Below are 23,575 nucleotides of genomic sequence, written 5' to 3'. Positions count from 1 at the left end.
TATCTTATTTTAGGCATTTATTACTTCTTTTTTTACATCTGGTAAGCCTTTTAATAAATTTTCAGCAATCGTTAACCACTTCGATGTCTCTAAGCCATTTGTTTTCATAACAATTTTCAATTGTGATCCTTCCATTCCTAAACCAATCATACGTCCAAAACTATTTCCGAGCATGAATAATTTTCCACCATCAATATTTTGACTTGCTTGTTCAGAAAACAGGAATGTTACTTCAAATTTATTCTGCTTAATTAATTCAATTTGTTCTTTCATTGCCAACACTTTAATATTTGCAATTTGTAATAAATAACCAACTTCTTGTGGATAATCGCCAAATCTATCGATCATTTCTTCCTGCAATTCTTCAATATCCTCAATTGCAGAAACACCTCTAAATTGTTTATACATCATAATTTTTTGCTTACTATCTGAAATATAAGCATCTGGTAAGTATGCATCTACCTCTAAGTCAATTTCAACATTAACTATATTTTCAGCCCCATCTGTTCCTCTACGCTGTTCAATTGCATCTTTTAACATTTGAGAATATAGATCAAATCCGACAGAATCAATAAATCCATGCTGTTCTGCCCCTAACAAATTACCTGCTCCACGAATAGATAAATCTCTCATCGCAATTTTGAAACCAGATCCAAGTTCCGTGAACTCTTTAATTGCTTGTAGACGCTTCTCTGCAACCTCTGACAGCACTTTGTCACGTTTATATGCAAAGTATGCATATGCAACACGATTAGAACGTCCAACACGCCCACGAAGCTGATACAACTGTGATAATCCCATACGATCTGCATCAAATACAATTAACGTATTTACATTCGGAATATCTACACCCGTCTCAATAATTGTTGTACTTACAAGAACATCATGCTGTCCTTCTAAAAATGATAGCATAACAGACTCTAATTCGCTTTCGTTCATTTTCCCATGTGCGTACGTTACGCGGGCATCTGGAACTAACATCGAAATTTCATCTGCTTTTCTTTCAATATCCTCTACACGGTTATATAGGAAGTAAACTTGACCACCTCTTGCAAGCTCTCGCTCTATCGCCTCTCGCATTAACGCTGGATTATACTCGACTACATACGTTTGGACTGGGAAACGATTTTCTGGTGGTGTCTCAATAACAGATAAGTCACGCACACCAAGCATAGACATATGAAGCGTCCGCGGAATCGGAGTTGCCGTTAATGTTAATACGTCAACATTCGCCTTCAATTGTTTAATTTTTTCTTTATGTGTCACACCAAATCTTTGTTCTTCATCAATAATAAGAAGCCCTAAATCTTTATAAGTAACATCTTTAGATAAAATACGATGTGTTCCGATTACAATATCTACTGTTCCATCCTTTAAGCCCTTAATTGTTTCATTTTGTTGTTTCCTCGTACGGAATCTACTTAATAAGCCTATATTGATTGGATAATCTTGAAAACGCTCTCGAATTGTTTCATAGTGTTGCTGCGCAAGAATCGTTGTCGGTACTAAAATTGCAACTTGTTTTTCATCCATAATCGCTTTAAATGCCGCACGAATAGCCACTTCAGTCTTCCCATACCCTACATCACCACAAAGGAGCCTATCCATCGGGCGTCCGCGTTCCATATCTTTTTTAATCTCGTCAATAGAACGTAACTGATCCTCTGTCTCTTGGTATGGGAAAGATGATTCGAACTCTTGTTGTTCTGCCGTATCTGGCGTATATGCATAGCCTTTTGAAGCTTCGCGCTCAGCATATAGTTTAATTAGGTCATCCGCAATGTCTTGTACAGATTTTTCAACTTTCGTTTTAACCTTTTTCCAATCATTCCCACCTAATTTGTAAACTTTCGGATCCTTACCTTCAGATCCTACATATTTTTGAACTTGATCAATTTGTTCAATTGGAACGTATAGCTTATCATTACCTTGATATTTAATATTTAAATAATCTTTATGAACACCATTAATCTCTAATGTCTCAATACCTAAAAATTTACCTATACCATGATTTACATGAACTACATAATCTCCAACTTTTAATTCCGAATAACTTTTAATACGTTCAGCATTCGATAGCTTTTGTTTACGTTGTGATTTTTTAACTTTCTTATGAAAAAGCTCCTTTTCAGTAATGACAACAAGCTTTTGCATCGGCATTTCAAATCCTGCATGTAAATCACCTACAGCAATTTGTAACCTTCCAGGCAATAAAATATCTGTACCTTCTACAATATCTGCCTCAATATCATAATCACTTAAAATATGTTGTAATTTTTTCACACGTTCATCATCTGTTCCGAGTACAACAGTCGTAAAATGCCCTTCATTCCATCTATCAATTTCTGTTTTTAACAAATTCATCTGTCCATGGAAATCTTGCATTGTTTTACATGTTACATTAACAATATTTTGCGGATGTGTGTGTGCGATATGACGCAAGAATAACGTTAAATATACAAAACTTCTTTTTTTATGATGAAGAAACCCCTCGAATGGGTGAGAGAAAGATAAATCTTGAATAATTGTTCCTTCACCAAGAAGTGATATATACCATTCCGCCTCTTCTGTTTCAAGATGTGATGCTGTTTCTTGAATACGGGAAATCTCATCTAAAATTACAACACCATCTTCTGGTAAATAATCTATCAGACTAGCAGGTTCTTTATAGAAAATAGATAAGTATTTAAACATCTGTTCTATACTTTGCCCGTTTTTCAACATCTCAATTTCATGACTTACCGTCTCAAGCACTTTAGTCTTTAGTTTATCATCAGAAAGTTTTTGCATCGTCTTAGTCAAGCCTTCTTCAAGATGCTGAATTCCTGATTTTAATTCTTCCTGTGAAAATAAAAACTCTGTTGCCGGACCAAACCTAACGTTTTCTTTTTTACCTTGAGAACGCTGTTCATCCACATCAAATAATCGAATAGAATCGACTTCTGTATCAAAGAATTCAATACGAAATGGTAGTTCTTCAGTTAAAGGATAAATATCTAATATTCCCCCACGCAAACTGAACTCCCCTGGAGCTTCTACCATCGACTTACGTTCATAGCCAATATGATGTAAAGTATGCAAGAGCGCATCTAAATCAATCTCTTGCCCTAGATTGATTTCAACTTGCTTTTGCTTCCACAATTCTTTTATTGGTAAAAATCTACGCAATCCTGCCACTGGCGCTACAATGATTCCATTCTCTCCCGCAGCCAAGCGATTTAACACTTCTATACGTTGCGCCTTCAATTCTGGACTTGCAACTCCAATTTCCGATGCTATCAGTTCATTCACTGGATATAACCACACATCTTTTTCACCAAGTAACGCCACTAAATCTTCATGTACTTTTTGTGCTTGGTATAAGTTATGTGTCACGATTAATTGTGATTTTTTTGTTTTTTTATATAAAGCCGCCATTAATAATGAACGAGAAGACGTTGCCATCCCTGATATAAGTTGTTCTTTTAACCCATCTTCTAACCCATTAATAACCGATTGTATCTCTTCATTTTTATAAAATTGCTCTAATAAACCTATCATTTTTAAAACTCCTCTCAACATAAAGAGCAAGTCATTCTATTTTATGCAAATATTTTGGAAAAGGAAAACAGAAAAATGCTTTGGACATGCCAAAGCGACAACATTTTATTGCAGAAATTTTTCATACTCATAATACTCAGGATAAGATGCGAGCGTTTCTTGACACGATTCACAAATCGTTTTTATATATATATTTCCATTCTCATGAAAATGAATCATTTCTACTACTTCTTGCTCCGTTAGTTGAAATAAAACGTCGCTATATACTTTTTCTGCGTTAATGGAGCCTACATTACCTCCGCAGTGTCTGCAATAATAATACCCTTCCATACTAGCCTCCTAAAAATTCAATTACTACTAGTATGGGTAAAACAAAAGAGAAATATTCCCAATCTCATTTTTAACTATTGAAAGTATTCATGATTTGAAGAAAAGGCTTATTTAGCCACTCTTCACATGCATCCGCTGCTTTTTCAATAGAATGGTTAACATCCGGAATCTCTTCAGATGTAAAGCGTCCTAATACATAATCGACTACCTTCATTCCATTTTTCGGGCGATCAATTCCCATACGGATACGTTGAAATTCTTGTGTTCCTAAGTGCGAAATCGTTGACTTTACACCATTATGTCCACCAGCACTACCTTTCATGCGAAGACGCAATTTACCTACAGGAATGTCTAAATCGTCGTACATAACAACGAAGTCCTCAACATCAATTTTATAATAATCCATAAGTGGACGAATACTTTCCCCAGATAAATTCATGTATGTTAGCGGCTTTAATAAGATTACCTTTTCTCCATTAACAAACCCTGCACCAAATACACCTTTAAATTTTTGTTCATTCAAAGAAATGTTCCAACGCTTCGCAAGTTCATCAATGGCCATAAATCCAATATTATGCCTTGTTAATTCATATTCTCTACCTGGGTTCCCAAGTCCTACTATCAATTTCATTCTTGTACCACTACTTTCTTTTTTCGATACGAAAAGACGTAACCAATTTTGGTTACGTCTCATTCTATCCAATTAATTGAATAATACACTCACAGATTCTTCTTCGTATACACGAATGATTGCTTCTCCGATTAATGGAGCAACTGAAAGTTCATGTACTTTGTCGATTTTCTTCTCTTCTGGTAATACGATAGAGTTCGTTACAACTAACTCTTTAATGTTTGAATTTTGAATACGCTCAATTGCTGGACCAGATAATACTGGGTGTGTACAGCAAGCATATACTTCAGAAGCACCGTTCTCAACAAGAGCGTTTGCTGCTAATGTAATTGTACCAGCTGTATCAATGATGTCATCAATTAAAATCGCTGTTTTGCCTTCAATATTACCGATAATGTTCATTACCTCTGAAACGTTCGGGCGAGGACGACGCTTATCAATAATAGCGATTGGCGCTTTTAGACGATCTGCCATTTTTCTCGCACGAGTTACACCACCATGATCAGGAGACACGATTACGATATCTTTAAGACCTTTTGTTTCAAAGTAATCAGAAAGAATCGGTACACCCATTAAGTGGTCGATTGGGATATCAAAGAACCCTTGAATTTGTGGAGCATGTAAATCTAGAGTGATTACACGAGTTGCACCTGCTGTTTCAAGCAAGTTTGCTACAAGTTTCGATGTAATTGGTTCACGAGAACGCGCTTTACGGTCTTGACGCGCATAACCATAGTAAGGAATAACAATATTAATTGTTTTCGCAGATGCACGTTTTAATGCATCGATCATAATAAGTAATTCCATGATATGTTCGTTTACTGGGAAGCTTGTAGATTGAATAATGAATACATCGCAACCACGGATACTTTCTTCAATGTTAATTTGAACTTCTCCATCACTAAAACGATCAACAGAACATTTTCCTAGTCCTACTCCAATATGCTTTGCAATCTGCTCAGCAAGTTCCTTATTAGAGTTTAAAGAGAATACTTTCAAATTAGAATTTAGATATTGAGTCGACATCTAGATTAACCCTCCACATTATTATGATTTTTTCTTATTCAGCAATTGATCAACATAGTCTTCTTTGTTAACTTGACGTGCACGTGCTACCGATAATGCTTTTGATGGAACATTCTCTGTAATTGTAGAGCCTGCCGCCACATAAGCACCATCTTCAACTGTTACTGGAGCAACAAGGTTTGAATTACATCCAATAAATACCCCATTACCAATCACAGTTTTGAATTTATTCTTACCGTCATAGTTCACCGTAATTGAACCACAACCAAGATTCACGTCTTCTCCAACTTGTGCATCCCCGATATAACTCAAGTGTGAAGCTTTACTTCTATTACCAAAGACAGTTTTTTTGATTTCCACGAAGTTTCCAACGCGTACTTCGTCTCCAATAACTGAATCTGGGCGAATATGTGCAAATGGACCAACCGATACTTCTGTACCAAGCTTACTATCATGTACAGTAGATTGTCGAATTGTCGTACGATCTCCAATTTCACTATCGCGAATTACTGTATGCGGTCCAATTTCACAATCAGAACCAATTACAGTGTTCCCCTCAATAATTGTTCCTGGATGAAGAACTGTATCGCTACCGATAATTGCATCAGCAGAAATATAAGTGTTACTTGGATCAATAATTGTAACACCATTTACCATGTTCTTTCGGTTGATACGGTTTTTCATAATAATTTCCGCTTGCGATAGAGCGACTCTGTCGTTAACACCTAACGTTTCATCGAACTGCTCTGTTTGATAAGCTGATACGATATGACCTTCATTTTTTAAAATCTCAATAACATCTGGAAGGTAATATTCACCTTGCACGTTATCATTTGAAACTTTAGAAAGTGAAGCAAATAAAGCCTTATTATCAAAACAATACGTACCTGTATTGATTTCTTTAATAGCTAATTCTTTCTCATTTGCATCTTTATGCTCAACAATCTTTTCAACATGACCATTCTCATTACGAACAATACGGCCATATCCAGCAGGCTCTTCTATGTATGCTGTTAGCACCGTCGCCATTGCTCCTGCTTCTTTATGTTGCTGAAGTAATGCTTCCATTGTTTCAGCAGTTATTAGAGGCGTATCACCACAAATAACTAAAGTTGTTCCTTCTTCATTTGCAAGTACACTTGCAGCTTGATCTACAGCATGTGCTGTACCAAGTTGTTCTGCTTGTAATGCAAATTCACTTACGTTCCCTAGCTGTTCTTGTACCATTTCAGCACCATGTCCAACAACCGTTACAAGTTTCTGCAATCCTAATTGAGATACTTGATCGACTACGTGTTGTACCATAGGTTTTCCACATACAGGATGCAGCACTTTGTATAGCTTAGACTTCATACGTGTGCCTTTACCTGCAGCTAGAATCACTGCAAATCTGTTTGACATATAGACCCTCCATCGCAACCTATTTATCCATTAAAGATATTATCCTAAATCATCATATATTTCAAGAAACACATTTTAACTATTAAATTTTACCATAATTCTTATAAGATGTTTTACTCTTTAGTATCTTTTTTAAGAAATAAGCTATACTATTTAAAATGATTTTGAAAAAATTAGTAGTTTCTTCTTTTTATGTTAATAAATTATACAGTTTCCAAATATAAAGCAAAAAAAAACAAACCCCTGTAAATGCTTACAGGAGTTTGCTACAAAATTATAAGGCTTTTTGTCAAAAGCCCTTTTCATTCGAATTTTACGAAGCACCTGCTTCTTCAAACTCAACCTCTTCTAACTCGCCTAAACGATGATACTCTGTTAAAACCGCATCTTGAATTTTAGAGCGTGTACCAGAATTAATTGGATGTGCAATGTCACGGAACTCTCCATCTGGAGTACGTTTACTTGGCATTGCTACAAATAATCCATTATTACCATCAATTACACGAATATCATGAACAACAAATTCATGGTCTAGAGTAATAGAGGCAATTGCTCTCATGCGGCCTTCTGTGTTTACGCGGCGTAATCTTACGTCAGTCACTTCCATCTTGTGTTCACCACCCTTTTCTAAATAAGCGATATATTTGTATAAATTCCACAAATTTTCTATTTTCCCTTTAATTTTTTAAAAATTTTTAAGATAAAAATTTTTAAAGTAGTTGAATATAGAGATTAGTGGAGGTTATCGCTTACAAAAGGTTACTTAACTAGGGCGATTACTTCAATTTCAACGGAAACATCTTTCGGTAATTTTGCTACTTGCACACAAGATCGAGCTGGTTTATGAGTAGAGAAATAAGAGCTATACACTTCATTCACAGCATTAAAATCATCCATGTCCTTTAAAAATACTGTTGTTTTTACGACTGTATCAAATGAAGCACCTGCTTCCTCTAATACCGCTTGTAAATTTTGAAATACTTGTTCTGTTTGTACTGTTACATCTCCTGTTACAAGCTCCCCATTTGCCATCAATGGAATTTGTCCTGAGCTATAGAACATGTTATTTACAATAATCCCCTGTGAATAAGGCCCAATTGCTTGTGGTGCCTTGCTTGTTTGAACAACTTTCATACTTTTCACCCTTTTATTATTTATTTTACTCTTTAAAAATAGTGTACGAAAGGCAGTTTGTCCATCTATTTTATAATCTATAAATAAAATAAAAAAGATAGAGCTATCTGCTCTATCTTTTATTCCGCCTCTACAAGCCCTTCATCAAATGGTGCAAGAGAATAATTCCCTTTTTCCACTTGAATCGTTTTTTCTTTCACATCAACTTCCGATAGACGAATTAATGATACAAAATTATTAATTAGTCGTTCTTCAATATCTGTGGATTCTACTAATACACCAATACCAACAACATTAGCCTTGAATTCTTCTAGCATACTCATCATACCTTGAATTGTTCCGCCAGCTTTCATGAAGTCATCAATAATTAAAACATTCGACCCTTCTGGAAGACTGCGTTTTGCTAACGTCATTGTTTGAATTCGTTTAGAAGAACCCGACACATAGTTAATACTAACAGTCGGACCTTCTGTTACCTTATTATCTTTCCTTGCAATTACAACTGGTACATCTAAGTAATTTGCCACTGCATAAGCAAGTGGAATCCCCTTCGTTGCCACCGTCATAACTGCATCAATTGGTTGCCTAGCAAAAACAGAAGCAAACAAACGACCTGCGCCATTAATATGGCGAGGATTACTCAATAAATCTGTCATGTATAAGTAACCGCCAGGCAAAATACGATCTGGGTTTTCAAATAAGCCACAAAGCTCATCAATAATTAGATCTGCCTCTTCTTCACTTATATACGGTATATATTTCACTCCTCCTGCTGCTCCTGGTATCGTTTGCAATGTGCCGACCCCTTGTTGTTCAAACGTTTGCTTAATAATAACTAAATCTTCACTAATGGAAGACTTAGCCGATTGATACCTTTCAGCAAAAAAAGTGAGAGATACTAGCTGACGAGGGTTTTGTAGCAAGTAATAAGTCATATCGACTAATCTTGTACTTCTTCTAATTTTCATACTCTCACCTCAAATCACGAATATTCTAAACAAATCATAACGTATTATACGTCTTTATTCAAGCGTTTCTCGCTCTCCTAATAAACGTACCGCATAGACTTGTTCACAAAATCCTTTTAATCCGTTATAAATGCGATGCATTCGTGAATCATGGTGTACAAGTCCAAATACAGTTGGACCACTTCCACTCATTAATACAGCATCCGCTCCAAATCGCTTCATCTGTGATTTAATACGGGCAACTTCAGGATGCATTCCAAATGTTACATCTTCTAAAACGTTACCAACAGTATCACAAATTCCTTTATAATCACCAGAATTTATGACATCAACCATTTTATCTACATTTGGATGTGTAACTCGATTTAACTTTAAATTTCCATACACATCAGCAGTAGATACACCTATATGTGGTTTCGCTAAAATAACCCAACAAGAAGGCGGAGTCTTTATATGCTCAATTTTCTCTCCTCTTCCAGTGGCAATTGCTGTGCCTCCGTATACACAGAACGATACATCTGATCCAATTTCTGCACCAAGCTCTGCTAACTCATCAATTGTAAGCCCTAAATTCCATAATTTATTAAGACCACGTAATGTCGCTGCTGCATCACTACTTCCACCTGCTAATCCAGCTGCTACTGGAATCGTTTTTTCAATAGTAATAGATACACCTTTTTTTACATTAAACTTCTCTTTTAATAATTTCGCTGCCTGATAAGCTAAATTTCGTTGGTCGTCTGGGACATACCGATTATGGGATAAAATTTCAATACGGTCTTCTGCTAATTCCGTTAGTTCTAGACGATCTGCTAAATCAATGGTTGTCATAATCATTTTCACTTCATGATATCCGTCTTGTCTTTTTCCCAGTACATCTAACGACAGATTAATCTTTGCTGGTGCTTTCACTAGTAGCTTCAATCTATTCACCCACTCTATGTACTCAATCTTTTATCGTTTATTTTACCATAAATTTATAGTAAGACGATGACACTTCCCTAATTATAACGAAAAGCATTCAGAATGAAACTACTTATGTAAAATGATGGCACCTTTTAGAGTACAAAAAGCCGAGGAATGTCTCCTCGGCTACCGTAGCACAGAAAGTATCTTACAACTACTGGTTTCGTTTCATTAATTGCTGTTCTGCAATTTCTATAGCACGTTTCACCATGTTACCAGCATCTTTCGCACGAATTCCGCCCCATCCTTCTTTCTGAACAACATCATAAAAGCCAAGCTCTTTTGCTAGCTCTTCTTTAAATTGGTTTGACATGACACCTCTTCGTCTACTCAATGCAGAGTCCCTCCTTATTTTGCTACGGTATAGTTAGTATGCAAAATAATATAGCTTTTCATTTATGGGAATATATGTAATGATATATGGATTATAAAATGACCTCATTATGAGGGTCTCCATAAAATGTTAACTCTACTGTCTCTGTTAAAACATCTGCATAACTATAAGATACACGTTGCAACGCATCTTCTTGTTGATCCAATTGTACAACAAAAACGGAACGGTATGTTTCTGCTAGTACACCTGATTGCTCCACAGTTTTTCTTCTTCCACTATTTGCTTTTAACATAAGTCGCTGTCCAAGATGGTGATCTAATTCGCTTTTAATTTCATCTAAACGTTTTGACATATACTTCGCTACACCTCGCTGTAATTTAGATTGAACACTTAAAGCACGATATATCTATCCTAATTATTAACCGCGATTCACAGCTAATATCATCCTGCGTTTGAATAGATAGAAGAAATACTATATTGTAAAAGTATCATTACGTAGTCTTTACGTTCTTACCTCTTTTTATCCAAATTCATTTAAATCCTTCCATACAAAAAAGCAAGATACATATGTACCCTGCTTACTCTTCGTAATGTTGAAAAGGTAATCCCGTTCGTAAAATCCCTCTCGTTTCAATTCCACCTAGTCCCTTTTCACCAGTAATTGTATTACGTACGACATCCCATACATTGACTCTCTCCATAAATGAAGTAAAACTAATTTTACCAACTACATATACAGGATCTAGTGCATGAATATTAATTCTAGATGGTGAACTAGCGAAATTGGCCCCTGCACGAATTAGTGCCTCAAAATGTGATTGACATGCCCCAGCAAAAATAACAAGTTGATCCAATGATGGATATTTTTTTCGCACTTCACGAACAGCCTGTACAAAATGCCTTGAATGCCTATATGCCGCTAAATCTCCCTTCACTCCTTTTGATTTTGTATATGCATCATGCCCTGTAATAACGAGAATGTCTGGGCGAAAGTGATCTATTAAGTCTACTACTTTTTCATGCATCTCCGTTTCTTTACAATGAATACCTTGAACAGGAACGCCAATTTTATTATATAAATCTAAGCACTTGCGCAAATATAAAGGGTCTCCATCTATATGCAATACACGTCCCGGCATTTGAAAATAATTTACCTCACTTGTGTATCCACCAGTTGAAGTATGTTCATGCCTTTGTTTCATCAGTACATAATCTTGTTGAAACAAACGATACGTGCGCTCCATTGTTTCTTTCTCACGCTTCACCCTTTTTTTATGTTCTCTTTGATCTATACTAATTAAATCTTCAAGTGGCGCATCCGCCACCAGTCTAATTTCCTCTCCAAACAATATAGCTATCTCGCCTTTTATTTCTATAATACGAAAAAGAATATCCCTCTTATGAGAATATCGTTCCACTAATTCTCCAACATGTAAAACCATTCTCCTACCTCCAAACTCATTAGGCCATCTTACCTGTTTTTAAAGTATGAATTTAGAGAGCGAAAGGTGACAAAAGGGACAGTTCAACTTGAACTGTCCCTTTCATATTCTTATGATAATTTATGAAGAACTAATGCATTACTTAATGTTGCAAACTCTTCAATAGATAGCGTTTCGCCTCTTCGCTTTGGATCAATTCCTACTTCTGTTAAAATTCGATCCAATAACTCCTTATCTTTCGGGAAACCATTTAAATTATTTGATAAATTATTCATTAAAGTTTTACGGCGCTGTGCGAAACTTGCTCGTACTACTTCAAAGAAAAACGTTTCATCTGTCACCTCTACAACCGGTTTAGGACGCTTTAGAAGGCGGATAATTGCAGAATCAACGTTTGGCTGTGGTACAAACACTGTACGCGGTACAGTCATAACTGTTTCAACCTCTGTATAGTACTGAATGGCAATCGATAAAGAACCATACTCTTTCGTTCCAGGTTTAGCAGCTAAACGATCTCCAACTTCTTTTTGCATCATAACAACAAATCCACGAACTGGTAACTTTTCTTCAAGCAATTTAAATAAAATTGGCGTTGTAATATAGTACGGTAAGTTAGCTACTACCATTACATCTTGCCCTTCTTCAAATTGCTCATTAAATACTTCATGTACATCTGCTTTTAGTACGTCTTTATTAATAACTGTAACATTACCATATGGCGCTAACGTCTCATCTAAAATTGGTAATAGTCTTTGATCAATTTCAAAAGCCACTACTTTTTTAGCACGCTTCGCTAATTGCTCTGTTAATGCACCAATACCTGGTCCAATTTCAATTGCACCACTTTCTGAACCAATTTCTGCATGATCGACAATACGATTTAATACATTTGTATCAATTAAAAAGTTTTGTCCTAAACTTTTTTTGAATGAAAATCCATACTTTTCAACAATGTCTTTTGTACGATTTGGCGTTGCGATATCCTTCATTTTTTTTCCTCCTGTATTACTTGCTTATAAGCTTCTGCAAATGATTCCTTTGAAACTTGAAACATCTGTAATCGTTTATGTAACTGTTTTGCATTTGTATAACCAATCTTTAATAGCTTACCCATTCTTTCTCTGCGGCTCTTTGCCATTTCTCCGCCCACTAAGCCTGCATCGACTAAATCACTCCAACTAATTTCACTTGTGTAAGCTTCCATTTCTTCATGTATATTCTCTAGAGCACGGCGAATCGACTCATTAGAAGCATGTTCAATCCCAACACCCTTTTTCCTTTTAGCAAGCGCTTCTTCCTTCGGTAAAAAAGCATGCTTACAGCCAGGAACCTTGTCAGAAATAATTTTTCGAATACGCTCTCCAGGATAATCCGGATCTGTGAAAATAATAACGCCCCTTTTTTGCTGCGCTAATTTAACTTGCTCAATAACATGATCACCGATTGCTGAACCGTTCGTTTCAATTGTATCCGCATCAACAGCACGCTTAATCGCAACTGTATCATCTTTACCTTCTACAACGATAATCTCTTTTATTTTCATGCTTGCCTCCACACTCATTTCGTCTCTACTTAGTAAAACAAAAAAATGACGACTTTTCCATTATTATTTTCCCCATTCTTATATTTTAAAAAATAGAATAGAAAAATCTTTGTTCCCTGTCCTTATTGTAACACTTCATCATTCACATTTATTTTCTTCATTACTTCTACTAGTTTTTCTCAAAATAAAAAAGAACAGGTTTCCCCCGTTCTTTTTATTCAACACCAAATAAAACTTTTGCATTTTTAGTTGTCATTTCTGCTACTTCCTCATAAGAAATTCCTTTTAAATTCGCAATTTCTTCTGCTACGAGTTTTACATAACTCGGTTCATTTCGTTTCCCGCGAAATGGATGCGGCGTTAAATAGGGACAATCCGTCTCTATTAACAATTTCTCTAATGGAATCTCCGTAGCAACTTCTTTCGGTTTCTTAGCGTTTTTAAATGTAACTGGTCCACCTAACGAAATTAAAAAGTTCATATCAACACATCGCTCTGCTACTTCTACGCTACCGCTAAAGCAATGCATAATGCCTCCTACTTCAGCTGCATTCTCTTCTTCTAGAATATCGACAATATCTTGAGTTGCATCGCGGTTATGTATAATAATCGGCAAATTTACTTTTTTCGCTAATGCAATTTGTTTACGAAATACTTCTTTCTGTATTTCTTTTGGAGACTTATCCCAGTGATAATCTAAGCCCATTTCTCCAAGTGCAACGACTTTAGGATGAGAAGCAAGTTCTTCTAACCAAGCTAAATGTTCTTCTGTCATGTCGATTGCATCAACTGGATGCCAGCCAACCGCAGCGTAAATAAAATCATAGGCTTCAGCTAATTCCATCGCCTTTTTTATCGTTACTTCATCAAAACCAACAACAACTGTATAAGTAACTCCCGCTTCTTTCATTCGGGCAATAACCTCTTGCAAATCTTCTTCGAATTGCTCTGCATTCAAATGTGAATGTGTATCAAACAACATAATACATAACTCCTTTTATATTGAAATCAAGTTTATTCTACAAAAATAAGTTCTTTAATAACTTAACGATAACAATACTACAATCTTAATGCAAAAATAGAGAGTGTAAAAAGAAAAAAGACGCTTCACACATGTTACACGTGAAACATCTCTTTTCTTGTCTTAATTACTTGATTTTTGTACCATTTGGTAGATTTTGGTCAATTGATGCTAATGACAATACGCCATTCTCTTCACCCGCTAAAATCATACCTTGCGATAATTCACCGCGTAATTTTACAGGTTTTAAGTTTGTTACACAAATAACCTTTTTACCTTTTAAGTCTTCCGGCGAATAGAATTTTGCAATTCCAGAAACAACTTGACGCTTTTCTGTGCCTAAGTCTAGTTGAATTTTTAACAACTTGTCTGCTTTTTTCACAGGTTCAGCAGATAGTACTTCAGCTACGCGTAATTCTACTTTAAAGAAATCATCAATTGTAATTTCTTCTGCCTTCGGTTCTTCTTCTTTTTTCTCTTCTACTTTAGGAGCAGAGCTTTTCATTTGTTCTTTAATGTACTCTACTTCCACTTCCATTTCTAAACGAGGGAAAATTGGGTTTCCTTTTTCTACTTTTGTTCCAGCTGGAATGCAGCCAATTGTAGATAGACTTTCCCAAGATTTATGAGCTTCATCAGTAAGGCCAAGCTGAGCAAACATCTTGCTTGGTGCTACTGTTAAGAATGGCATAAGCATAATACCTGTTTGACGAAGTACTTCTGCTAAATGAGCCATTACAGAAGCTAACTTTTCACGATCATTCTCATCTTTTGCTAATACCCATGGTTGTGTTTCATCAATATATTTATTCGTACGACTAACTAGTTGCCAAATAGATCCTAACGCTACAGAGAACTCCATATTCTCCATTGCTTCTTCTACTTTTTTCAAAGTATCTTGTGCAAACGCTACTAACGTTTCATCAAATTCCGTCACATTTTCTTTAAATGCAGGGATTTCTCCGTTAAAATACTTATCAATCATAGCTACTGTACGATTTAATAAATTACCTAAGTCATTTGCTAAGTCGAAATTAATACGCTCCACAAATCCTTCTGGTGTGAATACACCATCAGATCCAAATGGAACTTCACGAAGTAGGTAATAACGTAATGCATCTAATCCGTAACGATCGATTAATGTAACTGGATCTACTACGTTTCCTTTTGACTTACTCATCTTTCCATCCTTCATTAAAATCCAGCCATGAGCAAAGACTTTCTTCGGAAGAGGTAAATCTAATGCCATTAAAATTATCGGCCAATAAATTGTATGGAAACGAACAATTTCTTTCCCAACTAAATGCACATCTGCAGGCCAGAATTTTTTATATTTCTCTTCATTTGCTGTTCCATAACCTAACGCCGTAATATAATTAGATAATGCGTCAACCCATACGTAAATAACATGTTTTGGGTTACCAGGAACACGAACTCCCCAGTCAAATGAAGTACGAGAAACCGCTAAATCTTCTAATCCTGGTTTAATAAAATTATTAATCATTTCATTTTTACGAGACTCCGGCTGAATGAAATGTGGATTATCTTCATAGAACTTTAATAGTCTGTCGACATATTTACCCATTCTAAAGAAATAAGATTCTTCACGAACAAGTTCTACATCATGACCACTATCTGGGCTTTTTCCTCCAACTACTTTGTCGCCTTCCATAATTGGATCTACTAATTGATGCTCTGTATAGAACGTCTCATCTTGTACAGAATACCAACCTTCATATTCATCAAGATAAATGTCACCTTGATCTACTAATTGCTTAAAGATTTTTTCGACAACATCTTTATGACGATCTTCAGTTGTACGAATAAAATCATCATAAGAAATATCCATCTTCTCCCAAAGCTCTTTAATTCCTGCAACAATGTTATCAACATATGCCTGTGGCGTAATATTTAACTCTTCTGCTTTCTTTTGGATCTTCTGTCCATGCTCATCAGTTCCTGTTAAATAATGCACATTATAACCTTGCATACGCTTATATCGTGCCATCGCATCTCCTGCTACTGTCGTATAAGCATGTCCAATGTGTAATTTTCCACTTGGATAATAAATTGGGGTAGTAATATAAAAGGACTTATTTTCCTCTGTCATTGTTTTGGACCTCCCGAATAACCTCATATGTATTTATAAACAGTATATCAAAAACTCATATATAAAGTGAAACTTTAATCAGTAGGGTTTTTGTTCCTCCCCACTAATTATTAGCCCACATTAATTGGGCTTTTACGAGCAGCCCAAATCTAACTTATCTTCTTTACGCCAACCTAATTTTAAATTTAGGTCTTAATGCTCGATATCTTTATCATCTATTGCTCATATTTCACAAAAATATACAATCTCCACTTTTAATTTATTATTTTTTCAGAAAATAATGTAAATAATTGTGGAATTTCCTCTCAATCTATTATATATAAGAAATAAGAAATCTATAAATCTTTTTAAAAAATATAGAATTTAAGAATTGACGGAAATGTAAATGATTGGTATCATATGTCCATAGGGTATTTTGTCGAAAAATGACGAATCTAAAAATAGACTCGAAACTTATAAACTATTTATTTAGGAGGAAAAAAATTATGAAATCTACTGGTATTGTTCGTAAAGTTGATGAATTAGGTCGTGTAGTAATTCCAATCGAATTACGCCGTACTTTAGGTATTGCAGAAAAGGACGCTCTTGAAATCTATGTTGATGACGAAAAAATCATCTTAAAGAAATATAAACCAAACATGACTTGCCAAGTAACTGGTGAAGTATCTGACGGTAACCTTTCTTTAGCTGAAGGTAAAATCATCTTAAGCAAAGAAGGCGCTGAGCAAATCTTAAACGAACTTCAAGATTATATCGAAACAGCAAAATAAGCTTCTCAATTATGAGAAGCTTATTTTTTATCGACATGATAGATTTGATATACATCTCTTTTCGACAAATCTCGATCTTTAGCGACTGTTTTAATCGCTTCTTTTGAATTCATACTTTTTTCATTTATATAATATTCAATATGATCATATACCGAAAGAGATTCCCACCATTGTTCTTCTGGAGCAGGTTCTTCTGTTGAACCAGCTACTAAAATACAAAACTCACCACGTACTTCATTTTGCTTCGTCCACTCAATTGCTTCTTCGATTGTCCCTCGAATAAATTCCTCAAATTTTTTAGTTAACTCTCGACATAATACAATCTCTCTATTTCCCAACACTTCCTGCATCGAAATTAAAGTATCGTCTAAACGATGAGGCGCTTCATAAAACATCATTGTAGTTTGTACATAACGAAGCTTTTCTAACTCCATCTTTCGTTCCTTTTTGTTTCTCTGCAAGAAACCATAGAAATAAAACTGCTTTGTTTCAAGACCGGATGCAATTAATGCTGTAAGGGCTGCATTTGCTCCAGGAAGCGGAATTACATGATATTGCTCAGCTACTGCCTCAACGACAATATCGTAACCTGGATCAGAAATACACGGCATACCAGCGTCGCTAACAAGTGCTACATTCTTTCCATCCTCTAATTTCTCTAATAGTTTCTTCCCACTTACTTCTTTATTGTGCTCATGATAACTCGTAACAGGTGTTTCAATTTCAAAATAATTACAAAGTTTTTTCGTTTGTCTCGTATCTTCAGCAGCAATTAAATCAACTTCTTTTAAAATTCGGATTGCACGAAATGTCATATCTTCTAGATTTCCAATAGGAGTTGGTACTAAATATAAAACTCCCTTTTCATTTTGTTGAAAGCTTTTTTGTTGCCACATAGCGTTCTCCTTTTTGCATATATGCCTCTTTTTGTTTTCTCGTTAATTGCTTAAAGTAATACTCCGCTTGCATAGCTGTACGCTTATCATCGTGGGTCTCTACATATTTTAAAACAACAGGAAGCCTGACGCGTGTATACTTAGCCCCTTTGCCGCTATTATGAGTCTGAATTCTCTTTTCTATATGGTTTGTATATCCAGCATAATAACTTCCATCAGAGCACTCTACCACATAAAAAAAGTGCTTATTCTTCTCCATATAAAATCGAACGTAGCTCCTTTGTATATTCGTTATTGTTCTCATATACAACGAGAGGCGGTAAAATTTTCAAATCTGCATTTCCATCCTTAATTCCTTCAATTAACAATGTATTTGCTTCTTTTCCAACCTTAGGATAAACAAATTGCACACGCTTTGGTTCAATTTTATATTTACGCATTAATGTGACAATGTCTAGTAATCGCCCTGGACGATGTACAAACGCTACTTTCCCACCTTGTTTTACTAACTGACTACTTACAGATACAACATCTTCTAATGTACACATAATTTCATGACGAGCTATCGCTAAATGTTCATTCATATTTTTCTCTGAAGTTTGAGGTGTTTGAAAATATGGTGGATTACATGTAACAACATCATATTGATGACGCCCAAGTTTCTCTGGCATATCTTTCAAATCTCCATGTATGAGGTGAATTCTTTCCTCCAACCCATTGTATTGAACACTTCTTACTCCCATATCATATAAGCGTTCTTGAATTTCCACCCCAGTAATATTTCCTTTTGTTCTTGTACTTAATAGAAGGGGAACAACCGCGTTACCTGTACACAAATCAAGTAAATTCCCCTTTTGAATTGGTACCCATGCAAAATCTGCAAGTAAAACGGCATCTAAAGAAAAATTAAATACTGATGGGCTTTGTATAATCTTCATGTCTTGTGCTAATAAGTAATCTAAACGTTCATCTTCATATAAATTCATATACTGCTCCTTTTCTTACCCTTAACCTACCCTATTTCATGTATAAAAAATTACCTTTCCAATTATAATTGGAAAGGTAATTTCACTTTTTATTTAAGAATGACAGACAGAATAAACAATCTCCCTCTTTACGTACACTTCCATAATGTAGATTGCAAATATGAAAACCTTCTTGATACAGTCTCGCTAAATTGTCATAGCCTTCACCAATATCTGTTTTCGGCTTCACTTCTTTACGTTTTTGAGTTTTTTGTTTTTCTTTATTCTGCACTTCTTCAAAACGGTGTCGCAAATTGTTATTTTCCATTTTTATATGCTGGTTTTCTTCCAACAACTCTGCAAGATGCTGTTTTAACTCTCCCAACTGTTTATATAAATGTCCAATTTGCTCTTCCATACTAGAAACCGATTCAAAAATATCTTTTTTCTCCACAAGCACCCACCTCATTAATCTGTGGTTTGACTCGAAACGACCCCTTTATTCACTAACTCATCTAACGTATATTCTACTATCCGTTCCTTGTCTACTAGTTCCACTTGAATTAATCTTTCTAAAATATTTAATCCGATAACACGGCCAGTACCATGCGGGGTTTGTATACGTTGATCTAAATCAGGAAGTTGTTCCTTTGCTGCCTCATATTCATCATTCTCATATTTTAAGCAACACATTAAGCGACCACATAAACCAGAGATTTTTGCAGGATTTAATGATAAATTTTGATCCTTTGCCATTTTAATGGATACAGGTTCAAAATCCCCTAAAAAAGTAGAACAACAAAGCATACGACCACATGGACCAATACCACCTAGCATCTTCGCTTCATCACGAACACCAATTTGTCTTAGTTCAATTCTTGTTCTAAAAATTGCGGCTAAGTCCTTCACTAGTTCGCGGAAATCGATCCGACCATCCGCAGTAAAATAGAAAATAATCTTATTACGATCGAATGTATACTCTACATCTACAAGTTTCATATCAAGATTATGCTCTACTACCTTTTGTTGACAGACTTGATATGCTTCTTTGGCAGCATGTTTGTTCTCTTCAACAATGGTACGATCATTTTCATTTGCAATACGAATAACCTTTTTTAGCGGTAATACAACGTCGTTTTCATCAACTTGTTTTTTGGTAATAACTACTTTTCCGTATTCAATACCTCTTACCGTTTCTACAATGACAAACTCATTTTCAGAGATATCGAACTGGTTTGGATCAAAGTAATATACCTTTCCGGCCTTCTTAAAGCGAACACCTACTACATCATACAAAACGGTCATCCCTCCTGCAACCGCAACACTAACTGTTCGAACACAAGCTGCGCATTTACATTAGCGTTGATTCTATTTTTTGCCTCTAATATATTAAAGAGAGCTGATACAATGCGCTTCTGAGCATAGGAAAACGATTCAAACATCTCTTTCTGATCATGAAAAACAAGACGATCTTCTTCTCCAAGTTGAACATATAATAAATCCTTATAAATAAGGAGTAACATATCTAAACCTTGCTGTAATTGTTCTTTCTCTCCAAAGTGTTTTCCCCATTTTTCTTGTACAAAAAAAATAGAGGTTTTATCTTTTTCGAGCGCTTCACATAATTTTATCACTAAAGCTCGTGCTTGTGCAAACCATTCATCACTACATAAAGCTAAAGCTTCATCAAAACTATTTGTAAGTTGAGCAGCAAGTGTCGATAAAGATGCTGTAATCCCTTCATCCTGTAATCTTCTAATTAAAGATTCCGTAGGTAACGGCCTAAACGTAACAACTTGGCAACGAGATAAAATCGTATTTAAAATTTGATGACTTTGTTCAGTAAGTAAAATAGCAGTTGTATCACTACTTGGTTCTTCTAAAAATTTCAAAAGTGTATTTGCCGCATTTGCTGTCATACGATCTGCGTGCTCAATAATATATAATTTTTTATTTGCCTCTAATCCTGTTTTTGAAAACTCTTCTTGTAAATCATGAATTTGCTGCTTTTTAATAGATAATCCGTCTGGTTTTACAATATGTAAGTTAGGGTGGTTACCTGAATCAATTCGCTTACAGTTTGTACATACATGGCAGGGCTCTACCCCATTCCGCTCAGAACAGAGGAAACTCTTTGCCATTTGAATTGCTGTCGCAAACTTTCCTGTCCCTTTCCCTCCCTCTAACAAGTAAGCGTGGGATATACGCTCTTTTGCAATGCTATTCATCAACATTTTTACACCGATGGGTTGTATAGCAGAAAGCTGCTCCCACGTCTTCGTCATAATGCATACCTCACTTATTTCATTCTTTCCTTCTATTATAACAATTTATCTTCTATAATCTGAACAACTTCTTCTATAAGTTTTTCCATCGGCTGATCAGCATTTACCAATACAATACGATCCGAGAAACGTTCTACAACTTGTAAATACCCCTCGCGCACACGTTTATGGAAAGAGATATCTTCCATATCTAGTCGATTTACTTCACGTCCTGCATCTTTTTCAATCCGAGCCAAACCAACCTCAGGCTCAATGTCTAGATAAATTGTTAAACTAGGCATACAGTCCTCTGTTGCGAAACGATTTATTTCAAATACCTTATCCATACCCAATCCTCTTGCATAGCCTTGGTATGCTAAAGAGCTATCTATAAAACGATCACATAACACGAGGTAGTTCTCATTAAGTGCTGGCATAACTTTTTCTACTAAATGTTGTCTGCGCGCAGCAGCATAAAGAAGCGCTTCTGTACGTGCTTCCATCATCGTATATTCTTGTTTATGTAAAATCGTCCTAATGTCCTCAGAAATTGCAATACCGCCTGGTTCCCTTGTCGCCATTACCTTTTGTGCTTTTTTTTCAAAATATGGCAATAAGCTTTTAATTAACGTTGTTTTACCTGAACCTTCTGGGCCCTCAATTGTTACAAATAATCCCTTCATCCTAAAACCTACTTTCTATATCATACACTTTCATATATTTCGTATTACCTTGAAAACGAGCTCCTGCTCTCTCTAAATACATAATTTGCTCTTTATGCTCTGAAGTAATTCTCTCTCCATACATAATCAATGGAATTCCAGGTGGATACGGAATCACCATTTCCGCCGCTATCATTCCAACAGCCTCTTCTATAGATACTATCTTTGTTTCATATCCGTCTAGTTGTTTATACGTATACGGTAAAAGAGAGAATTCACCTTTATAAGTATAACGAATAGATTCCCTCTTGTCTTTCACCTCATAATGTTGCAATGCTACTCGGATCATCTCTATAACCTTCATATATCCCTCATTTACTTGTAAGGGTAAAATAAATAGGACATTGTACGGATCAGCCACCTCTGTATATATACCGACCTTTTCAAATACAGACTGTAATTCGTACCCTGATAACTGACAACGAGTTTGTACGGTGACCTTTAACTCATCTTGCAACGGATATTCTAAAATGGCGATTTGGGGAATAGAACGTAATTGTTCCTTAAATCTTCGTAAAAACTCAACAATTTCACTGTGACCTTCTTCTTTTATACGCGCCATTGTAAAGCGTGCTATATCCAAGGAAGCCATAATTGGATACGATGGACTACTAGATTGTAGCATACTTAAATAAGTAGTAACCTTCTCTTCGTCTACTAAGTGACTATTTATATGTAAATAGGAACCCATTGTCATTGCGGGTAATGTTTTATGTGCAGAATGAACTACAATATCTGCACCATATGTTAATGCTGACTTCGGGAATGGTTCTCCCAAGCACAGATGTGCCCCATGTGCCTCATCTACCAAAACAGGGATTTTATGTGCATGTGCAAAAGCGATGCTTGCCTCTAGATCCATACCCATACCATAATAATTAGGATGCGTTAAAATGAGTGCTTTCGCATTTGGATACTTTTCAATTGCTGTCTTAATAATTTCGTTACGAACTCCCACCGGTACGTTATAAGCTTCATCAATCCATGGATCTAAAAAAATGGGATTTGCTCCCGCAAGTTTTAAAGCATTAATAATTGATTTATGGCAATTTCTTTGTACAAGAACAATATCATGTTCCCCGCAACAAGACAAAATCATTGCTAAGTTCCCGACTGTTGAACCATTAATTAAAAAATAGCTCCTCTTTGTATTATAAACTTCAGCCAATAATTGTTGTGCCTCATCTATACATTCAAACGGACTATGCAAATCATCTAGTCCTGCTAACTCAGTTACATCAATAGATAGAATATCTTTAAACTCTCTTATTGCCTCCTGAGGGAAGTTTAAACCATTCTTATGACCTGGAACATGAAAGGATAACGGCCCTCTTTCTTTAAACTCTATTAACGCCTCATATAAAGGCATACGATTTTGATTCATCTACATCTCTTCCTTATTATTCATTCTCTATCTATTATACAGAACAAAAAAAATAATAGGCATATGCCTATTTAAAAATATGATACTTCTAGTTTTCGAAGCTGCTTTAAATAATGTATATATTTCGG

The 23,575-nt window shown here is 35.6% G+C and carries 25 protein-coding genes; 1 reads left to right on the top strand and 24 read right to left on the bottom strand.

The window, feature by feature from the left end; genetic code table 11:
* Positions 1–9: 9 nt before the first annotated feature.
* From mfd to metG, 16 genes are all read right to left on the bottom strand, one after another.
* Positions 10–3,540 (bottom strand): transcription-repair coupling factor, encoded by a 3,531-nt coding sequence (gene mfd / locus ACQGSG_RS09035; protein WP_000579678.1) that lies wholly within the window; start codon positions 3,538–3,540, stop codon positions 10–12.
* Positions 3,541–3,645: 105 nt separating this feature from the next.
* Positions 3,646–3,870 (bottom strand): anti-sigma-F factor Fin family protein, encoded by a 225-nt coding sequence (locus ACQGSG_RS09030; protein ID WP_000399438.1) that lies wholly within the window; start codon positions 3,868–3,870, stop codon positions 3,646–3,648.
* A 70-nt stretch (positions 3,871–3,940) separates the two neighbouring features.
* Positions 3,941–4,501 carry an aminoacyl-tRNA hydrolase gene (gene pth / locus ACQGSG_RS09025; protein WP_000767702.1) on the bottom strand — a complete coding sequence of 187 codons (561 nt, stop codon included), beginning with the start codon at positions 4,499–4,501 and terminating at the stop codon, positions 3,941–3,943.
* A 72-nt stretch (positions 4,502–4,573) separates the two neighbouring features.
* Complete coding sequence (locus ACQGSG_RS09020; protein ID WP_000107420.1) at positions 4,574–5,527, bottom strand: ribose-phosphate diphosphokinase; 954 nt, start codon at positions 5,525–5,527, stop codon at positions 4,574–4,576.
* Between the two features lie 21 nt (positions 5,528–5,548).
* Positions 5,549–6,928 carry a bifunctional UDP-N-acetylglucosamine diphosphorylase/glucosamine-1-phosphate N-acetyltransferase GlmU gene (gene glmU, locus ACQGSG_RS09015; protein ID WP_000071039.1) on the bottom strand — a complete coding sequence of 460 codons (1,380 nt, stop codon included), beginning with the start codon at positions 6,926–6,928 and terminating at the stop codon, positions 5,549–5,551.
* 313 nt (positions 6,929–7,241) lie between these two features.
* On the bottom strand, positions 7,242–7,535 hold the full coding sequence (spoVG, locus tag ACQGSG_RS09010) for a septation regulator SpoVG (RefSeq protein ID WP_000454041.1): 294 nt from the start codon (positions 7,533–7,535) through the stop codon (positions 7,242–7,244).
* A 152-nt stretch (positions 7,536–7,687) separates the two neighbouring features.
* Complete coding sequence (locus ACQGSG_RS09005; RefSeq protein ID WP_000869811.1) at positions 7,688–8,062, bottom strand: RidA family protein; 375 nt, start codon at positions 8,060–8,062, stop codon at positions 7,688–7,690.
* Positions 8,063–8,181: 119 nt separating this feature from the next.
* Positions 8,182–9,030: a pur operon repressor gene (gene purR, locus ACQGSG_RS09000; RefSeq protein ID WP_000702466.1), complete on the bottom strand. Its 849-nt coding sequence runs from the start codon at positions 9,028–9,030 to the stop codon at positions 8,182–8,184.
* A gap of 54 nt (positions 9,031–9,084) precedes the next feature.
* Positions 9,085–9,954, bottom strand: coding sequence for a 4-(cytidine 5'-diphospho)-2-C-methyl-D-erythritol kinase (gene ispE / locus ACQGSG_RS08995; protein ID WP_000772104.1), 870 nt, complete (start codon positions 9,952–9,954; stop codon positions 9,085–9,087).
* Positions 9,955–10,150: 196 nt separating this feature from the next.
* The gene (sspF, locus tag ACQGSG_RS08990; RefSeq protein WP_002094215.1) at positions 10,151–10,330 is read right to left on the bottom strand and encodes an acid-soluble spore protein SspF; all 180 of its coding nucleotides are present in this window, start codon (positions 10,328–10,330) and stop codon (positions 10,151–10,153) included.
* A gap of 91 nt (positions 10,331–10,421) precedes the next feature.
* Positions 10,422–10,682: a biofilm formation stimulator Veg gene (veg, locus tag ACQGSG_RS08985; RefSeq protein ID WP_000044347.1), complete on the bottom strand. Its 261-nt coding sequence runs from the start codon at positions 10,680–10,682 to the stop codon at positions 10,422–10,424.
* A gap of 226 nt (positions 10,683–10,908) precedes the next feature.
* Positions 10,909–11,772: a sporulation peptidase YabG gene (gene yabG / locus ACQGSG_RS08980; RefSeq protein ID WP_000242868.1), complete on the bottom strand. Its 864-nt coding sequence runs from the start codon at positions 11,770–11,772 to the stop codon at positions 10,909–10,911.
* Positions 11,773–11,882: 110 nt separating this feature from the next.
* Positions 11,883–12,761: a 16S rRNA (adenine(1518)-N(6)/adenine(1519)-N(6))-dimethyltransferase RsmA gene (rsmA, locus tag ACQGSG_RS08975; RefSeq protein ID WP_000651548.1), complete on the bottom strand. Its 879-nt coding sequence runs from the start codon at positions 12,759–12,761 to the stop codon at positions 11,883–11,885.
* A complete protein-coding gene (gene rnmV, locus ACQGSG_RS08970) occupies positions 12,758–13,315 on the bottom strand; it encodes a ribonuclease M5 (RefSeq protein ID WP_000692835.1) in 558 nt (185 codons plus the stop codon). Before rnmV ends, rsmA begins: the two co-directional genes overlap by 4 nt.
* A gap of 214 nt (positions 13,316–13,529) precedes the next feature.
* Positions 13,530–14,297: a TatD family hydrolase gene (locus tag ACQGSG_RS08965; RefSeq protein WP_000895843.1), complete on the bottom strand. Its 768-nt coding sequence runs from the start codon at positions 14,295–14,297 to the stop codon at positions 13,530–13,532.
* 166 nt (positions 14,298–14,463) lie between these two features.
* Entirely contained in the window at positions 14,464–16,446 is a 1,983-nt protein-coding gene (gene metG, locus ACQGSG_RS08960; RefSeq protein ID WP_000134135.1) for a methionine--tRNA ligase, read from the bottom strand.
* 485 nt (positions 16,447–16,931) lie between these two features.
* Between metG and ACQGSG_RS08955 the strand changes: the two genes are divergently transcribed.
* Positions 16,932–17,216 (top strand): AbrB/MazE/SpoVT family DNA-binding domain-containing protein, encoded by a 285-nt coding sequence (locus ACQGSG_RS08955; protein WP_000843036.1) that lies wholly within the window; start codon positions 16,932–16,934, stop codon positions 17,214–17,216.
* 20 nt (positions 17,217–17,236) lie between these two features.
* On the opposite strand, the gene rsmI is transcribed toward ACQGSG_RS08955, so the two are convergent.
* The 8 genes from rsmI to ACQGSG_RS08915 all read right to left on the bottom strand — a co-directional run bounded on the left by rsmI (position 17,237) and on the right by ACQGSG_RS08915 (position 23,447).
* Positions 17,237–18,112 (bottom strand): 16S rRNA (cytidine(1402)-2'-O)-methyltransferase, encoded by an 876-nt coding sequence (gene rsmI, locus ACQGSG_RS08950; RefSeq protein ID WP_000267821.1) that lies wholly within the window; start codon positions 18,110–18,112, stop codon positions 17,237–17,239.
* Positions 18,081–18,371, bottom strand: coding sequence for a GIY-YIG nuclease family protein (locus ACQGSG_RS08945; RefSeq protein ID WP_000414350.1), 291 nt, complete (start codon positions 18,369–18,371; stop codon positions 18,081–18,083). The genes rsmI and ACQGSG_RS08945 overlap by 32 nt, the downstream gene beginning before the upstream one ends.
* On the bottom strand, positions 18,358–19,098 hold the full coding sequence (locus ACQGSG_RS08940) for a tRNA1(Val) (adenine(37)-N6)-methyltransferase (protein WP_001055367.1): 741 nt from the start codon (positions 19,096–19,098) through the stop codon (positions 18,358–18,360). Before ACQGSG_RS08940 ends, ACQGSG_RS08945 begins: the two co-directional genes overlap by 14 nt.
* A gap of 82 nt (positions 19,099–19,180) precedes the next feature.
* Positions 19,181–19,531, bottom strand: a complete 351-nt coding sequence (gene yabA / locus ACQGSG_RS08935; protein WP_000412063.1) for a DNA replication initiation control protein YabA — start codon at positions 19,529–19,531, stop codon at positions 19,181–19,183.
* A gap of 14 nt (positions 19,532–19,545) precedes the next feature.
* Positions 19,546–20,373 carry a PSP1 domain-containing protein gene (locus tag ACQGSG_RS08930; RefSeq protein ID WP_000272429.1) on the bottom strand — a complete coding sequence of 276 codons (828 nt, stop codon included), beginning with the start codon at positions 20,371–20,373 and terminating at the stop codon, positions 19,546–19,548.
* 5 nt (positions 20,374–20,378) lie between these two features.
* The gene (gene holB / locus ACQGSG_RS08925) at positions 20,379–21,362 is read right to left on the bottom strand and encodes a DNA polymerase III subunit delta' (RefSeq protein WP_000169563.1); all 984 of its coding nucleotides are present in this window, start codon (positions 21,360–21,362) and stop codon (positions 20,379–20,381) included.
* A 35-nt stretch (positions 21,363–21,397) separates the two neighbouring features.
* Positions 21,398–22,024, bottom strand: a complete 627-nt coding sequence (tmk, locus tag ACQGSG_RS08920; RefSeq protein WP_000677214.1) for a dTMP kinase — start codon at positions 22,022–22,024, stop codon at positions 21,398–21,400.
* 1 nt (position 22,025) lies between these two features.
* Positions 22,026–23,447: an aminotransferase class I/II-fold pyridoxal phosphate-dependent enzyme gene (locus tag ACQGSG_RS08915; RefSeq protein ID WP_325843012.1), complete on the bottom strand. Its 1,422-nt coding sequence runs from the start codon at positions 23,445–23,447 to the stop codon at positions 22,026–22,028.
* Between the last annotated feature and the right edge of the window lie 128 nt (positions 23,448–23,575).

The organism is Bacillus sp. GMa5/1, from assembly GCF_050172015.1.
Lineage (GTDB): Bacteria > Bacillota > Bacilli > Bacillales > Bacillaceae_G > Bacillus_A > Bacillus_A cereus.
Note: the sequence above shows the minus strand (reverse complement) of the source record. Positions and strands in the feature narration are given on the sequence as shown.

Bases quoted from the DNA above. Each gene is read 5' to 3' on its own strand.
- yabG (WP_000242868.1), bottom strand. From the start codon at position 11,772: ATGGTTTTACATGTTGGAGAATTAGTGGAACGATATTCTCATAAGAGG.
- ACQGSG_RS08955 (WP_000843036.1), top strand. From the start codon at position 16,932: ATGAAATCTACTGGTATTGTTCGTAAAGTTGATGAATTAGGTCGTGTA.
- ACQGSG_RS08945 (WP_000414350.1), bottom strand. From the start codon at position 18,371: ATGGAGAAGAATAAGCACTTTTTTTATGTGGTAGAGTGCTCTGATGGA.
- ACQGSG_RS09020 (WP_000107420.1), bottom strand. From the start codon at position 5,527: ATGTCGACTCAATATCTAAATTCTAATTTGAAAGTATTCTCTTTAAAC.
- holB (WP_000169563.1), bottom strand. From the start codon at position 21,362: ATGACGAAGACGTGGGAGCAGCTTTCTGCTATACAACCCATCGGTGTA.
- tmk (WP_000677214.1), bottom strand. From the start codon at position 22,024: ATGAAGGGATTATTTGTAACAATTGAGGGCCCAGAAGGTTCAGGTAAA.
- spoVG (WP_000454041.1), bottom strand. From the start codon at position 7,535: ATGGAAGTGACTGACGTAAGATTACGCCGCGTAAACACAGAAGGCCGC.
- ACQGSG_RS09030 (WP_000399438.1), bottom strand. From the start codon at position 3,870: ATGGAAGGGTATTATTATTGCAGACACTGCGGAGGTAATGTAGGCTCC.
- pth (WP_000767702.1), bottom strand. From the start codon at position 4,501: ATGAAATTGATAGTAGGACTTGGGAACCCAGGTAGAGAATATGAATTA.
- veg (WP_000044347.1), bottom strand. From the start codon at position 10,682: ATGTCAAAACGTTTAGATGAAATTAAAAGCGAATTAGATCACCATCTT.
- ACQGSG_RS08940 (WP_001055367.1), bottom strand. From the start codon at position 19,098: ATGAATTTATATGAAGATGAACGTTTAGATTACTTATTAGCACAAGAC.
- ACQGSG_RS08965 (WP_000895843.1), bottom strand. From the start codon at position 14,297: ATGTTGTTTGATACACATTCACATTTGAATGCAGAGCAATTCGAAGAA.
- rsmI (WP_000267821.1), bottom strand. From the start codon at position 18,112: ATGTGGCAACAAAAAAGCTTTCAACAAAATGAAAAGGGAGTTTTATAT.
- mfd (WP_000579678.1), bottom strand. From the start codon at position 3,540: ATGATAGGTTTATTAGAGCAATTTTATAAAAATGAAGAGATACAATCG.
- ACQGSG_RS09005 (WP_000869811.1), bottom strand. From the start codon at position 8,062: ATGAAAGTTGTTCAAACAAGCAAGGCACCACAAGCAATTGGGCCTTAT.
- metG (WP_000134135.1), bottom strand. From the start codon at position 16,446: ATGACAGAGGAAAATAAGTCCTTTTATATTACTACCCCAATTTATTAT.
- rsmA (WP_000651548.1), bottom strand. From the start codon at position 12,761: ATGAAGGATATCGCAACGCCAAATCGTACAAAAGACATTGTTGAAAAG.
- purR (WP_000702466.1), bottom strand. From the start codon at position 9,030: ATGAAAATTAGAAGAAGTACAAGATTAGTCGATATGACTTATTACTTG.
- ACQGSG_RS08915 (WP_325843012.1), bottom strand. From the start codon at position 23,447: ATGAATCAAAATCGTATGCCTTTATATGAGGCGTTAATAGAGTTTAAA.
- rnmV (WP_000692835.1), bottom strand. From the start codon at position 13,315: ATGAAAATAAAAGAGATTATCGTTGTAGAAGGTAAAGATGATACAGTT.
- glmU (WP_000071039.1), bottom strand. From the start codon at position 6,928: ATGTCAAACAGATTTGCAGTGATTCTAGCTGCAGGTAAAGGCACACGT.